Origin of the sequence: Caldicellulosiruptor bescii DSM 6725 (assembly GCF_000022325.1) — a bacterium.
Classification (GTDB): domain Bacteria; phylum Bacillota; class Thermoanaerobacteria; order Caldicellulosiruptorales; family Caldicellulosiruptoraceae; genus Caldicellulosiruptor; species Caldicellulosiruptor bescii.
Window position 1 is genome coordinate 1,479,061 of the sequence record NC_012034.1, and the last position, 15,582, is coordinate 1,494,642.

At 37.4% G+C, this 15,582-nt stretch carries 11 protein-coding genes; all 11 read right to left on the minus strand.

What is annotated here, in order from left to right; genetic code table 11:
• The 11 genes from ATHE_RS06975 to ppdK all read right to left on the minus strand — a co-directional run bounded on the left by ATHE_RS06975 (position 1) and on the right by ppdK (position 15,473).
• Positions 1-1,158 carry a biotin/lipoyl-binding protein gene (locus ATHE_RS06975; RefSeq protein ID WP_231503303.1) on the minus strand — a complete coding sequence of 386 codons (1,158 nt, stop codon included), beginning with the start codon at positions 1,156-1,158 and terminating at the stop codon, positions 1-3.
• Positions 1,155-2,720 carry a peptidase domain-containing ABC transporter gene (locus tag ATHE_RS06980; protein ID WP_015907866.1) on the minus strand — a complete coding sequence of 522 codons (1,566 nt, stop codon included), beginning with the start codon at positions 2,718-2,720 and terminating at the stop codon, positions 1,155-1,157. Before ATHE_RS06980 ends, ATHE_RS06975 begins: the two co-directional genes overlap by 4 nt.
• Before the next feature lie 431 nt (positions 2,721-3,151).
• Positions 3,152-3,589 (minus strand): PIN domain-containing protein, encoded by a 438-nt coding sequence (locus ATHE_RS06985; RefSeq protein WP_015907867.1) that lies wholly within the window; start codon positions 3,587-3,589, stop codon positions 3,152-3,154.
• Entirely contained in the window at positions 3,576-3,824 is a 249-nt protein-coding gene (locus ATHE_RS06990; RefSeq protein WP_013290458.1) for a DUF6364 family protein, read from the minus strand. The genes ATHE_RS06985 and ATHE_RS06990 overlap by 14 nt, the downstream gene beginning before the upstream one ends.
• Positions 3,825-3,983: 159 nt before the next feature.
• Positions 3,984-5,378 (minus strand): glucuronate isomerase, encoded by a 1,395-nt coding sequence (gene uxaC, locus ATHE_RS06995; RefSeq protein WP_015907868.1) that lies wholly within the window; start codon positions 5,376-5,378, stop codon positions 3,984-3,986.
• A gap of 173 nt (positions 5,379-5,551) precedes the next feature.
• Complete coding sequence (gene eno / locus ATHE_RS07000) at positions 5,552-6,856, minus strand: phosphopyruvate hydratase (protein WP_015907869.1); 1,305 nt, start codon at positions 6,854-6,856, stop codon at positions 5,552-5,554.
• A gap of 63 nt (positions 6,857-6,919) precedes the next feature.
• Positions 6,920-8,458 carry a 2,3-bisphosphoglycerate-independent phosphoglycerate mutase gene (gpmI, locus tag ATHE_RS07005; RefSeq protein ID WP_015907870.1) on the minus strand — a complete coding sequence of 513 codons (1,539 nt, stop codon included), beginning with the start codon at positions 8,456-8,458 and terminating at the stop codon, positions 6,920-6,922.
• 24 nt (positions 8,459-8,482) lie between these two features.
• Positions 8,483-10,435, minus strand: a complete 1,953-nt coding sequence (tpiA, locus tag ATHE_RS07010) for a triose-phosphate isomerase (RefSeq protein ID WP_015907871.1) — start codon at positions 10,433-10,435, stop codon at positions 8,483-8,485.
• A gap of 110 nt (positions 10,436-10,545) precedes the next feature.
• The gene (gene gap / locus ATHE_RS07015) at positions 10,546-11,559 is read right to left on the minus strand and encodes a type I glyceraldehyde-3-phosphate dehydrogenase (protein ID WP_015907872.1); all 1,014 of its coding nucleotides are present in this window, start codon (positions 11,557-11,559) and stop codon (positions 10,546-10,548) included.
• Between the two features lie 83 nt (positions 11,560-11,642).
• The gene (locus ATHE_RS07020) at positions 11,643-12,665 is read right to left on the minus strand and encodes a sugar-binding transcriptional regulator (protein ID WP_015907873.1); all 1,023 of its coding nucleotides are present in this window, start codon (positions 12,663-12,665) and stop codon (positions 11,643-11,645) included.
• 156 nt (positions 12,666-12,821) lie between these two features.
• The gene (gene ppdK / locus ATHE_RS07025) at positions 12,822-15,473 is read right to left on the minus strand and encodes a pyruvate, phosphate dikinase (RefSeq protein ID WP_015907875.1); all 2,652 of its coding nucleotides are present in this window, start codon (positions 15,471-15,473) and stop codon (positions 12,822-12,824) included.
• Positions 15,474-15,582 lie beyond the last annotated feature (109 nt).

Sequence of the window (15,582 nt, forward strand, 5' to 3'; positions counted from 1 at the left end):
TCATTGCCCTATTTCTATGCTACCACCTTTTGTGTTTGGTATGTATCCAATAACCCTAAATCCTCTTGACCCACTGCCAACTATCTTGCCAATCTCAGCTCCGCTATTTACTATCGCGCCACTGACTATTTCGCTACTATATACCACATATCCATCCTTTTCCGCTTTTATACTACAACTCTCTATCAATCTCTCTGTTTCCTCTAAACTGATTTTTAAATTCTTTATTTCACTGGTTAAATTATTAATCTCATTATCAATCTGCTGTAGTATATCAAACTTATACTTTTCAATTTCTTCTTTTGTATCATCACCTGAAATGTTTAGCAGTTTCAGCTGCCCTTCTATTTTCTGTTTCTGTAAAATTATCTCACTTTTTGACTGCCTCAGCTCATCAAGCTTTGAATCTATCTTCGATATTAAAATCTTCTTTTGTATATCACTACCATTCGATTTTGTCTTCACCTGCTGATTGTAAACTTCTATTTCACTTAATATAAATTCCAAATACCCTATGTCGTATTTTGCTATCTTAACTTGCTCACCTTTACTTACAACTTCCTTTATTTCTTTTAACGTGCTTTCAAATTTATCAATATTTTTAATCTTCTCATCCAAACTCTCCATCTGCTTTTTAAAATCCATTATACTGTATTCTCTTTGTACTCTTGCTTCTTCTGCTGCTTTTCTTAACTTGTTTATCTCATAACTATAGCTCAAGTACCTAAAATAGTATGCATTATTTTTATTCCCAAGATTTTCGCCTTTTTCTATGCTTTTTCTCAATTCTTTCAAATCATCAATCCTTTTCTCATATTCGCTAAGTTGCTGTTTCAACAAATCCCTCTTCTTTACATACTCCTCATCATCAATCTTAAATAAAATATCACCTTTCTTTACATATTCACCTTCTTTTACAAAAACCTCTTTTACCTTCCCACCAACATAACTTACAACCTTTGCTTCATCTTCTAATGGTCTTACTATTCCTTGGACCTTTACATTTATATCAATTTTTCCTACCACACTCCACAAAACAAGCCCTATCACTAAGGCAAGCAAAATATATGTAATAAAAAGTCCATACCTTGGAATCTCTAATTCATACAAAAGCTTGCTTTCCTTAAGTTCACTAAAATCATATATTACTTCTCTCATCCTCCAGCTGCACTCCCAACCAAATCCCATAGCCCTTTTTGTTCAAGTCCCATCAGTTGCTCTCTCCACAGGTTATAATAATACCCTTTCTTTCTCATCAGCTCCTCATGCGTTCCCACCTCTACTATCCTGCCTTCATGCATTACCACAACCCTGTCGCATTTCAAAATAGTGGATAGCCTGTGCGCTATTATTATAGTGGTTATCCCCTCACATACCTTCTCTACTACCTTTCCTATCGCCTGCTCGGTTACAGAATCAAGATTACTGGTCGCTTCATCCATTATCACTATCTCAGGATTTTTTAAAAGTGCCCTGGTTATTGCTATTAGCTGCTTCTGCCCGCCTGACAAATTAGCTCCATTCTCTTCTATCATGGTATTGTATCTCAAAGGAAGTTTTGATACAAACTCATCCAGTGTGGTTAATCTGCTTATTTCAATTATATCTTCCATTTTTATATTCCTGTTGCCTAATACCAAATTCTCAAATATCGTACCACTGAACAAAAAGATGTCTTGAGATATATATGCTATCTTCTCCCTCAAATACTTCTTGTTTATATCTTTTAAGTTATAGCCATTTATTCTTATCTCTCCGCTTTCATAATCATAAAATCCTAAAAGCAATTTTGCTAACGTGGTCTTACCTGAACCACTCTCACCTACTATCGCTATCTTCTCTCCTCTTCTTATCTTAAGATTTATATCCCTCAGCACAAGCTGTCTTGTACCGTATCTGAAGTTCAAACCCTCTATCTCTATATCACCCTTCAAACTGGGTGATAATTTCCTTTCTTCGTCATCTTGAAACTCACTCTCAAGTTCCAAAATTTCGCTCAGCCTTTCGGCTGCAACTATCGCCGTCTGCAACATCGGCTGCAATCCTATCAAGTTCTTTATCGGGTCTACAAAGTATGCAAGCAGCGCATTGAACGTAAACAACTCCCCTATGCTCATCTGCCCATTTATTACTTTGTGTGCACCAACCCATAGTATTACCATAACTCCTACCGCTGCTATTGCGCTGCTTATATTACTCTGCAAATTGTTTAAATTCGCTACCTTAAACACATCTTTTAATAGCTTTACAAACTTGCTCTCTGTCTTAAAATTTACATCCTCTTCTATATTAAACGCCTTTACTACTTCTATCCCATGAAGTATCAAAATGCCTGTCCATATCTTAAAAAACTCTTCTGGATTTAGCTTAACTATTCCTTTTGCCGGGTCTGCTATTACTATCCTTTCTTTTCTTATTTCATGTATTACAACATAATGAAATAGCTTGCCATCTATCAGTACATGTGCTATACACGGAAGTGGTATTTTTTCAAATATTGCTTCTTTTGCTTCTGCCCTGACTGCTTTTGCTTCAAATCCAAGCTTTTCTGCCGCTTTTACAACTCCATATGCTGTGGTGCCAAACCTGTCTGTCCCTGCCATCTGCCTTATTCTGGCTATCGATACTTCTTTTCCATATTGCAAACAAATTGTTGCTAAGCTTGCTGCTGCACAATCTGTTATATCATGCTGCTTTACACAATAGTATCTTTTCCTCATCTCTTCATCCCACTTGATTTTTGATATATTTGCTTCTTTATTTTCTTATTTAGGCTGTTTTGTACTCAAGCTATTTTTTCTGTAAACTTCTTCTTGGAATTTCTATGCAAATTTTATCTTATACATTTTCACTCTGTCAATCCCGTTTTTTTTAGCCCATTTTCAACTAAATTTTGAGCTCAGAATATACTTTTCTTTAAATAGCTTAAATTTTCTTAAATTTTCTTGAGTTTTTAAAATGATAAGTTTGAAAATAGGAAAAATATATCGTTTGTTTAATAAAAGAAATAACCACATAGAGTAAATGTAGTAACAAAAAAGCCTCATTGTGTTATAATTTTGTTTTAGCGAAAACCTGCAACAAAACGTAAGGGAAGATAAAGAATAGAGAATAGAACAACCAAGGAAATGTAATCTATTTCAAATTTTCACTATGTGCTTAAAGACAAAAATGGATTTACTACTTTTATTTTCCCAAAATAATGACCAGAATTTAAGTCTTCACTCCATATTACTGAACATCCCAAATTTATAGCGCTGCAAAGTATCAAAGCATCCCACAAAGATATTTTATATCTTTGTGAAAGTTTGATAGCTTCTAAAATATCTTCTACTTCAATTGTGGCTACCTTCCATAACTTTAAGTCTGATATGATTTGAAAAGCGCTGTCAAAACTTAAAGGATTTTTAACCTTTTTTGTAACAACAACAAAAAACTCTTGAAGAACTTGAGTGCTCAAGGCACCACTTCTTTCTTTCCAAAGTTTCTCCACAATTTGTTTAGCTACTACGTGCTTTTCACATGCAGATTTATCGTAAGCATAGACCAAAATATTTGTGTCAACAAATTGATAGTTACTTTCTTTCATATAAATCTTCTCTCCTCCACGTGATTGCTCCACCTGTTCCAAGGTCAAATCCTTCTTCTAAAAGTTTAAGATGTTGTAAATAGACTTTTTGATATGACTCTTCTCTATTTACAAGTTCTTCTAACAAGCTTGTGAGCAGCGCAGAAATAGATGTATTCCTTTCAACAGCAATATGTTTTACCTTTTGAATAAGTTCCTTAGGAAGAGACAAAGTAATATTCTGATATTTACGCATATTATTTCACCTCCACGTAAAATAGTGTATCACATATTTACGTGAAATTCAACATTAAGTTTGGATGTATTATTCACCAATCAATAATGTGATAGGAAATGGAAGTATAAAAATAGGGTGGAATATACAATTCCACCCTATGTCTTCCTCATCTATCTTTTAAAACCCAAAATATTCTTTTGCATTATAATAACAGATGTCTTGAACTATTCTACCAAGTGTTTCCAAATCATAAGGATATTCGCCGTTTTCTACCCACTCGCCAATCAAATTGCAAAGAAGTCTTCTAAAGTATTCATGTCTTGCGTAAGACAGAAAGCTTCGAGAATCTGTTACCATTCCAACAAATCGGCTCAAAAGCCCAAGATTTGCAAGGTCTTTCATCTGCTGAATGTTGCCATCTTTGCTATCATTGAACCACCAAGCTGCACCAAGTTGCATCTTGCCAGGAATTCCACCACCTTGGAAAGATCCCATGATTGTTGCAAGAACATAGTTGTCTTTTGGATTTAAGGAATACAAAATTGTCTTTGGCAATGAATTTTCTTTCTCTAATGAATCAAGGAATTTAACAAGTGCAAAGGCTATATGACCATCGTTTATTGAATCATATCCTGTGTCAGGCCCCAAAATATTGAACATTCGTGTGTTGTTGTTTCTCAGAGCATTTATATGAAGCTGCATTGCCCAGCCAAGACTTGAATAAACCTTTCCTAAGAATCTCAATGTATACGTTTTATATTTTGCAAATTCAATTTCTGTAAGTTTCTCACCAGCTAAAGCTTTTTTGAAAATATTAGCTACTTCATCAAAAGATGCATCGGCAAAAACCATATCGTCAATAGCATGGTCAGAAGCACGACACCCCACAGAGTGGAAAAACTCTGCTCTTGACTTTAGAGCATCTAAAAACTCATCATAGCTTTCTATCTTTTTTCCATATACCTCTGCAAGCTTTTTTACCCACGGGATGAATGTTTCTCTTTCGATGTTCACACCCTTGTCAGGTCTGAAAGTAGGATAAACTTTGACATTGAAGTCTTTATCTTCTTTCAGTTTTAAATGATACTCAAGTGTATCAATAGGGTCGTCTGTTGTGCAGATTATTTCTACATTTGACTTTAAAATTATATCTCTTGCACCAAGCTCTTTGAGAACTTTGTTTGTCTTTTCCCAAATGATAGGTGCAGATCTTTCATTCAATACATCATCTATTCCAAAGTATCTTTTGAGTTCTAAATGTGTCCAATGATAAATTGGATTTCCTATTGCCATTGGAATGGTCTTTGCCCATGCCAAGAACTTTTCATAGTCATCTGCATCTCCTGTTATATACTTTTCTTCGATTCCGTTTGTTCTCATAAGCCTCCACTTGTAATGGTCTCCTCCAAGCCAAACCTCTGTTATGTTTTTAAACGTCTTATTTTCATAAATTTCCTTTGGGTTTAAATGACAGTGGAAATCTACAATTGGCATATCCTTTGCATATTTTTCGTAAAGCACTTTAGCAGTCTTGTTATTCAAGAGAAAATCCTCATCCATAAATCTTTTCATCTTTCCAAACCTCCTTGAAACTTATTTCAACACAATTTATAAAAGATTCAAATAAAATTCACAACAAAATCTGTTTGAATATATTATAAAATGAAAAGAGGGAAAGTTCAACACTTTCCCTCTCTCTTTATTCTGTTTTGAATTCAAAATCTTATATTTGGATTTTTGTGGAGTTATTTTTTCTTCAAGTTAAAGAATGCGTTCATTCCAGGATATACGGCAACGCTACCAAGCTCTTCTTCGATTCTCAAGAGCTGATTGTATTTTGCTACTCTGTCTGTCCTTGACGGTGCACCTGTCTTTATCTGACCAGCATTTACCGCAACAACAAGGTCAGCAATTGTTGTATCTTCTGTCTCACCTGATCTGTGGGATACAACCGCAGTGTAACCTGCTCTGTTTGCCATCTCAATTGCTTCTAAAGTTTCTGTAAGTGTTCCTATCTGGTTGAGCTTAATTAATATTGAGTTTGCAACACCAAGCTCAATTCCCTTTGCAAGCCTCTTTGTATTTGTAACAAACAAATCATCACCAACAAGCTGAATTTTGTTACCAAGTGCTTCAGTGAGCATCTTCCAGCCTTCCCAGTCCTCTTCTGCAACACCGTCTTCAATGGAAACAATTGGATATTTCTCAACAAGCTTTACCCAGAACTCTACCATTTCTTCTTTTGTTCTAACTTTACCTTCTCTTTCGAAATAATACTTTCCATCCTCTTCATTGTAAAGTTCTGATGTTGCAGGGTCAAGTGCAATTGCAATGTCCTTACCAGGAGTATAACCAGCTTTTTCTATTGCTTCAACAATCACTTCCAATGGCTCTTCGTTAGACTTCAAGTTTGGCGCAAATCCGCCCTCATCACCAACTGTTGTGTTGTATCCTCTTGCTTTGAGCACATTTCTCAAGTGATGGAACGTCTCAGCACACATTCTGAGCGCTTCGCTAAAAGATTTTGCACCAACAGGCATAATCATAAACTCTTGCAAATCAACCGAGTTGTCAGCGTGCTTACCACCGTTTAAGATGTTCATCATTGGCACAGGCAAATATTTTGCGTTGACACCGCCAATGTATTGATACAGTGGAAGGCCAAGTGCGTTTGCTGCTGCCTTTGCAACTGCCAAAGATACACCCAAAATTGCGTTTGCCCCAAGCTTGCTCTTGTTCTCTGTTCCATCAAGCTCAATCATAAGTTTATCAATCTCAACTTGGTTAAGAGCATTCATTCCAATAATCTCTGGTGCAATAACTTCATTAACATTCTCAACTGCCTTGAGAACACCTTTACCCATATATCTCTTTTTATCACCATCTCTTAGCTCAACAGCCTCAAATATACCAGTTGACGCACCTGATGGAACAGCGGCTCTACCTACAAATTCATCATTTACAACAACTTCTACCTCAACAGTTGGGTTTCCTCTTGAATCAAGAATTTCTCTTGCTTTTACAGCTGTAATTGAAAGATCAACTTTCATTCGTTTATTCCTCCTTCTGAATATTTTTTGCAGTCTCTATAAATGAATTTATTAAAAATGAATTTATTTAATAATAAGCGAACTTCCTTTCATCTCTGAAGGCTTTTCTAACCCTAAGATGTCTAAGATTGTCGGAGCAATGTCTGCTAAAATTCCGTCGTCTCTTAATTTAACATTGCCATACCCAACAAGATACAAAGGCACCTTATTTGTTGTATGAGCTGTATGAGGCTCGCCTGTCTCATAATCAATCATCTGCTCGCAGTTGCCATGGTCAGCAGTTATTATTGCAACGCCGCCTTTTTGCAACACTTTATCCACAACTTTTCCTATGCAGCTATCTACAGCCTCAACAGCCTTTATAGCAGCCTCTAAAATGCCTGTGTGCCCTACCATGTCACCATTTGCATAGTTGCAGATTATTACATCATATTCATCTTTTTCTATCCTCTCAAGCAAAGCTTCGGTTACCTCATATGCGCTCATCTCAGGTTTAAGGTCATATGTTGCCACCTTTGGTGATGGTACTAAAACCCTGTCTTCTCCGACATTTGGTACTTCCACACCGCCGTTGAAGAAGAAGGTGACATGAGCGTACTTTTCTGTCTCAGCAATTCGAAGTTGTTTTAACCCTAACTTGCTAAGGTATTCTCCTAAAGTGTTTGTTAAGTTCTCTGGTTTGAAAGCAACATGACAGTTTTTTATAGTCACATCATACTGGGTCATGCATACAAAGAACACTTCAAAATATCCCTTTTTCCTTTCAAACCCATCAAACTCAACATCACAAAATGCTCTTGTGATTTGTCTTGCCCTGTCAGGCCTGAAGTTAAAGAAAATAATACTGTCATGTTCATTTATTGTTGCGACTGGCTTTCCATTTTCAAGTACAACAGTCGGAATTACAAACTCATCCGTGTTGCCTTTTTCATACGACTTTTCAACTGCCTCTAATCCTGAGCTTGCATATTCGCCTTCACCAAACACCATTGCATTATAAGCCTTTTCTACTCTTTCCCACCTTTTGTCTCTGTCCATTGCATAGTATCTGCCCATCACTGTTGCAATCTTGCCACAACCTATCTCTTTCATCTTCTGTTCAAGCTCTTCAATATAAATTTTTGCGCTTGAAGGTGGGACATCACGCCCATCTAAAAAACAATGAACATATACTTTTTCAAGATTATGCCTCTTTGCAAGCTCTAAAAGTGCATAAAGGTGAGTGTTGTGACTGTGAACACCGCCATCTGATAAAAGCCCCATTAAATGCAGGGATGAATTGTATTTTTTGCAATTCTCTATTGCCATTAAAAACTCTTCTTTTTCAAAAAAGTCACCATCTTTAATTGACTTTGTTATCCTTGTGAATTCTTGATACACAATTCTCCCAGCACCTAAATTTAGATGACCTACCTCAGAATTCCCCATCTGACCTTCAGGAAGACCAACGTCCATGCCACTGCTACCAACCAAAGTATATGGGTAATTCTTTTTGTAATAGTCAAGGTTGGGGGTCTTACCCAAAGCAACAGCATTCCCCTCTTGCTTTGGGTTGTAACCCCAACCATCCATGATGATAAGAACAACAGGTTTTTTCATCATCTTATTCCCCTTTACTTGCCATAATTAGTAGTGTAATATCTTTGCAAATTCCTGAGCATTAAGGCTTGCACCGCCAACTAAGCCTCCATCAATCTCTGGCATATTGAAAATGTCTGCTGAATTTGCAGAGTTTACACTACCGCCATACTGAATTCTAACCTTTTGCGCAGTATCTTCATCGTAAATCTCTGCAATTACATTTCTGATAACCCCAATTACTCTATTTGCCTCTTCAGGTGTTGCATTCTTACCTGTACCTATTGCCCAGATAGGCTCATATGCAATGACAACCTTTTCAACATCTTCTTTTGAGACACCATTTAGTGCAATCTTGACCTGAAGCCTTACAAGCTCATCTGTAATACCATATTCTCTTTGCTTAAGTGTCTCACCAACACATACAATAGGCTTGATACCGAACTTGAGCGCTGCTAACACTTTCTTGTTCACAATCTCATCAGTTTCACCAAAGTACTGCCTTCTTTCAGAGTGACCAATTACCACATACTCAACTCCAACTTCCTTTAACATTGGACCTGAGATCTCACCTGTATATGCACCTTTTTCTTCATAGAACATGTTTTGTGTTCCAAGTTTTATATTTGTTCCTTCTATTGCTTCTTTAACATAAGGAACAAGAATTGATGGAGCACAGATAACTACTTCTGCCTGAACATCATCAATATATTTTTTCAGCTCTTCAACAAACTCTTTCGCCTCAATAGGAGTCTTGTTCATCTTCCAGTTTGCTGCGATTATCTTTTTTCTTGGATTTTTATCAAGAAGACATGCAATACCTGGTAAAACTTTGCCTTCCAAGAACTCTAATGAAGCACCGCCACCTGTTGAAATATGTGTCATCTTATCAGCAAACCCCAGTTTTTCAACAGCAGCCGCAGAGTCGCCACCACCGATAATTGCAATTGCGCCATTTTCTTCAACAGCCTCAGCAACAGCTCTTGCGATAGCTTCTGTTCCCTTTGCAAAGTTTGGAAATTCAAATACACCCATTGGTCCGTTCCAAACAATGGTCTTTGCCTTCTTTATCTCTTTTGAGAAAAGCTCAATTGTGGTATTCCCTATGTCCATACCCATCATATCGTCTGGCATTGCATCTGATGGTACGTACATAAACTCTGTATCATTTTTAAACTCTTTTGCTACTATGCTTCCAACAGGCAGCAGAAGGTTTACTCCTTTTTCCTCTGCCTTTTTCATTATCTCTCTTGCAACATCAAGCTTATCATCTTCGCATTTTGACTTCCCGATTTTATATCCTTTTGCCTTCAAGAAGGTATAAGCCATTGCACCGCCAATTAAGAGACTATCAACCTTTTCAAGAAGATTTGTAATAACCCCAATCTTATCAGAAACTTTTGCGCCACCCAAGATTGCAACAAAAGGTCTTTGCGGATTTGCAAGAGCATTGCCAAGCATTTCTATCTCTTTTTCCATCAAAAATCCAGCAACTGCAGGCAAGAACTCTGCAACACCTGCTGTTGATGCATGTGCTCTGTGAGCTGTACCAAATGCGTCATTGACATAAATGTCTGCAAGCGAGGCTAAAGCCTTTGCAAATTCTCTATCATTTTCTTCTTCCTCTTTGTGGAATCTGACATTTTCAAGAAGAACTACATCTCCTTCTTTCATCTGCTCAACACACTTTTTTGCATCATCGCCTATAACGTCTTTTGCAAGAACAACTTCCTTGCCGAGAAGCTCAGAAAGTCTTTTTGCAACAGGAGCCATCGAGTATTTCGGGTCAAATTTGCCCTTCGGTCTTCCCAAATGGGATACCAATATTACCTTTGCGTTGTGGTCAATGAGATACTTTATTGTAGGAAGAGCTTCTCTTATTCTTCTATCGTCAGTGATATTACCATTTTCATCTTGTGGAACGTTAAAATCAACCCTCACAAGAACTCTTTTGCCACTAACATCTATATCTCTTATGGTCTTTTTGTTGAGCTTAGGCATTGTTCCAATCACCCCAAAATATATTTTTCAAATCAAGACTGGTCCGGAAGGTATTTACTGCTATACAATCTTTCCCGGACCAGTCTTAATAGCTATTTTTTAATTTAAAATTACAGTCCCTTGCTAACAATATAGTTCAAAAGGTCTGCAACTCTGTTGGAATAACCCCACTCGTTGTCGTACCATGCAACAACCTTTACAAGTGTATCTTCGATAACCATTGTTGAGAGAGCATCAACTATTGAAGACCTTGGATCGCCTTTGTAGTCAACAGAAACAAGCGGTTCTTCGCTGTATCCCAAAATACCCTTTAATTCGCCTTCTGCAGCAGCTTTCAAAACGCTGTTTACTTCTTCTTTTGTTGTTGGCTTTTCAACCTCAAACACAACGTCTGTAACAGAAACAGTTGGTGTTGGAACTCTGAGTGCAAAACCATTGAGTTTTCCTTTGAGATGTGGAAGAACAAGCGCTACTGCCTTTGCCGCACCGGTTGTTGTTGGAATAATAGAAAGCGCTGCTGCTCTTGCTCTCCTTAAATCCTTGTGTGGGAGATCCAAAATCTGTTGGTCATTTGTATATGAGTGAACTGTTGTCATAAGACCTCTTTTTACCTTGAAATGCTTGTCAATAACCTTTGTAACTGGTGCTAAACAGTTTGTTGTACAGGACGCATTTGAAATTACATGGTGCTTAGCAGGGTCGTACATCTCCTCATTTACACCCATAACAATTGTGATGTCTTCATCTGTTGCCGGAGCTGTGATGATTACCTTCTTTGCACCTGCTTGAATGTGCTTTTCAGCATCCTGTTTCTTTGTAAATCTACCTGTTGACTCAATTACAACCTCAACTCCCAAATCTTTCCATGGAAGATTTGCTGGGTCTTTTTCAGCTAATACCTTTATCTCTTTGCCATTGACAATTATTGATGTGTCTGTATAGTCAACTGTGCCATTGAAGATACCATAACAGGAGTCATACTTTAAAAGATGTGCTAATGTCTTTGGGTCTGTCAGGTCGTTTACCGCAACAACCTCAAACTCATTTGGATAATTTGCCAAAATTGCTTTGAAAGCATTTCTACCAATTCTTCCAAAACCATTAATACCAATCTTAACAGCCATCTCTACCTACCATCCCTTCGTTATTTTTTTATTCTTACACTGCAAAAGCTGCCTGCTCTTGCAGTGTTTTTGCCTCTTACCTTTTACTTTTCTAAACTTATAATTCTTTTAGCTATTCCTTCGTCTATAACAAATACGGTATTGTTTTTTATCTCTCCAAGCGATAAAATCGCCTCTGCTTTGTGCGAACCTCCTGCAACTCCTATCATATATTTAATGTTTTTAATTTTCTCAAGTTTTATACCTATTGTAGTGGTCGAATACACAATCCTGCCAGCTTTGTCAAAATAATACCCAAATATTTCACCAATTGCTCCAACCTTTTTGAGTTTTTCTATCATATCTTGGCTCAATTTCCTTCTCTTTGCCATTTCAATTGCATTTCCTATTCCAAATACAAGCATATCTGCGTTGTTAATATCGTTTAGAACCTCTTGAACCTCTTCTTTTTTAATCAAAAGATTGTAAACCTCTTCATCCATTGTATCAGGTAGATGAAGAAGCTTATAACTACCATTTATCTTTTTTGCCAGATTTGCCGCAAGTGTATTTGCCTGTTTTTCAACTTCCTGCCCTATCCCGCCTCTTGCTGGAACAACCAATATGTCTTTAAAAGAACATGTTGGAAAACTATCAACAACTTCTTTTACAGTTTGCCCACCTGTTACAGCAATTATCTTTACATCTTCTATCAAAGTAAGAATGACCTTACTTGCCAAAATTCCAATTTCTTTTAGCACATAAGGGTTTAAATCAGCATCTCCCGGGACAACATATACATCCTTTGCTTTTAAAATCTCTTTTACCCTTGCCTTTACATCTTCTAATCCCTTTATATCATATACTATGTTAGAAAGTTTTTCAAGAATATCTTCGCCTTCATTTGTTAAAATAGTTCCACTTTCAGTTACATTTATGAGCCCTAAATTTCTCAATATGTCTATTTCATTTCTGACAATTCTTTCAGTGAGATTAAGCTTTTCTGCAAGGATTCTTCGCCCAATTGGTTGATAATAGCTAATATTTTTGAGAATTTCGTATCTTTTTTCAATAATTTCAACTATTTCAGGAGCAATTTTCTTTAAACATTCAAAATAACTTTCCATACTCTCTCATTCTCCAGCGGGACAATTTTATCCATATACCTTTCTTTTTAGTCCCAATTATATTATACCATTTTTTATCTCCATTCAAGTGTATACATACAAAAAAAGCAGAGGAAGGCATTTTTTCGCCCTCCCCTGCCCTTCTCTGCAGTAACATTATTTATCAATAAATGCTTTCATCTTTGATTTTACCTGAGCTTGTGCAGCTGCAAGTCTTGCAATTGGCACTCTGAACGGTGAACATGATACATAGTCAAGTCCTACGTTGTGGCAGAATTCTATGCTGGATGGGTCGCCGCCATGCTCACCACAGATACCAAGTTTGATGTCTGGTCTTGTTGATCTTCCAAGTTCTGCAGCCATCTTAATGAGTTTGCCAACACCTTTTTCGTCAAGTCTTGCAAATGGGTCTGTTTCAAATATCTTCTTTTCAAAGTAGTCATTTAAGAACTTGCCAATGTCATCTCTGGAGAAACCAAAAGTCATCTGTGTTAAGTCATTTGTACCAAATGAGAAGAACTCAGCTTCTTTTGCAATCTCATCAGCAGTAAGTGCAGCACGTGGTACCTCAATCATTGTTCCAACTTTGTATTCAATCTTAACACCTTTTTCTTCCATAACTTTCTCTGCTGTTTTTACAATAATATCTTTGATATATTTGAGCTCTTTGAGTTCACCAACAAGAGGAACCATTATCTCAGGAACAACATCAATACCTTCATTCTTTACATTGATTGCTGCCTCGATAATAGCCCTTGTCTGCATCTCAGCAATTTCAGGATATGTTACAGCCAAACGGCAACCTCTATGTCCAAGCATCGGGTTGAGCTCGTGCAAGCTCTGAACAATTGCCTTGAGTTCTTCAAAGGTAATGCCCATCTGTGCTGCAAGCTCCCTTATAGCATCATCTTCTTTTGGCAAGAATTCATGGAGTGGTGGGTCTAAAAGTCTTATTGTAACAGGATAACCTTTCATTTCTCTGAATAGTGCTTCAAAGTCTCCTCTTTGCATTGGCAAGAGCTTCTCAAGAGCTTTTCTTCTCTGCTCTTCTGTTCTTGCAACAATCATCTCTCTCATTGCAGGAATTCTATCCTCTTCAAAGAACATATGCTCTGTTCTGCAAAGACCTATACCCTCTGCACCAAACTTCCTTGCCTGTGCAGCATCTCTTGGTGTATCTGCGTTTGCTCTAACTTTAAGTCTTCTTATTTCGTCAGCCCATTGCATAAATGTTGCAAAATAGCCTGTAAGCTCTGGCTCTTTTGTTGGAAGCTCTCCAGCATATACGTATCCTGTTGAACCGTCAAGTGAAATCCAATCACCTTCACGGTAAACTTTTCCATCAGGTGTTGTAAAATATTTCTCTTCTTCGTTTATAGTAATATCCCCACATCCCGCAACACAACATTTACCCATACCTCTTGCAACAACTGCAGCGTGTGAAGTCATACCGCCTCTTGATGTCAAAATACCCTGAGCTGCAACCATACCTTCAATGTCTTCTGGAGATGTCTCTGTTCTAACAAGAATAACCTTCTTTTCTCCTCTTTCAACAGCAGCTTTTGCTTCTTCAGCTGTGAAATAAATCTTACCTGTTGCAGCACCAGGTGATGCAGGAAGACCTTTTGCAATTGGTTTTGCAGCTTTGAGCGCATCTGGTTCAAATGTTGGGTGAAGTAATGTATCAAGCTGTTTGGGGTCAACTTTTAACATTGCTTCTTCTTTTGTAATAAGTCCTTCTTCTACCATATCAACTGCAATCTTGAGCGCTGCCTGTGCAGTTCTCTTACCATTTCTTGTCTGAAGCATATAGAGTTTTCCTCTTTCAATTGTGAACTCCATATCCTGCATGTCTTTGTAATATGTTTCAAGCTTCTTTGCAATGTCAGCAAGCTGCTGGTATACTTCTGGCATTGTCTCTTTCAAAGCAGAGATTGGCTGTGGTGTTCTGATACCTGCAACAACGTCTTCACCCTGTGCGTTCATCAAGAACTCACCATAAAGCTCTTTTTCACCTGTTGCAGGATTTCTTGTAAATGCAACGCCTGTACCAGAGTCGTTGCCCATGTTACCATATGCCATCATCTGAACGTTTACAGCTGTTCCCCAATCGTGAGGGATCTCGTTAAGTCTTCTGTATACAATAGCTCTTGGGTTATTCCAGGACCTGAAAACTGCTTTTACCGCTTCTAAGAGTTGAACTTTAGGGTCTTGTGGGAAATCTTCACCTTTTTCAGCTTTGTAAAGCTCTTTGTACCTTACAACAACCTCTTTTAAATGCTCAGCTGTCAAGTCTGTATCGTATTTTGCACCATACTTTTCTTTGACTTCATCAAGTATCTTTTCAAACTTATTCTTTTCAATGCCCATAACAACGTCAGAGAACATCTGAATGAATCTTCTGTATGAGTCGTATGCAAACCTCTCATTGTTTGTAAGTTTTGCTAACCCTTCAACAACTTCATCATTGATACCAAGGTTGAGGATTGTATCCATCATACCTGGCATTGAAACTCTTGCACCACTTCGAACAGAGACAAGAAGTGGGTTGCTTGGATCGCCAAATTTCTTGCCTGTGATCTTCTCAAGTTCAGCAAGCTTTTCAAAGATCTCTTCTACAATCTCATCTGCTATCTTTTCGCCTTCTTCATAATATCTTGTACAAGCCTCTGTTGTGACAGTAAATCCAGGAGGAACAGGAAGTCCAAGATTTGTCATCTCAGCAAGATTCGCGCCTTTTCCACCGAGAAGTTCTCTCATGTCTTTGTTGCCTTCATAGAACATGTAGACATATTTCTTTTTGCTCAATTAAAATCCCTCCTATGTGAAATTTATTAGGGAAAATATATAAAGGGGAAACTTGGCATGTTACAACATAAAATATTATAGCATATTTTTGCAGTTTGAGAATATATTT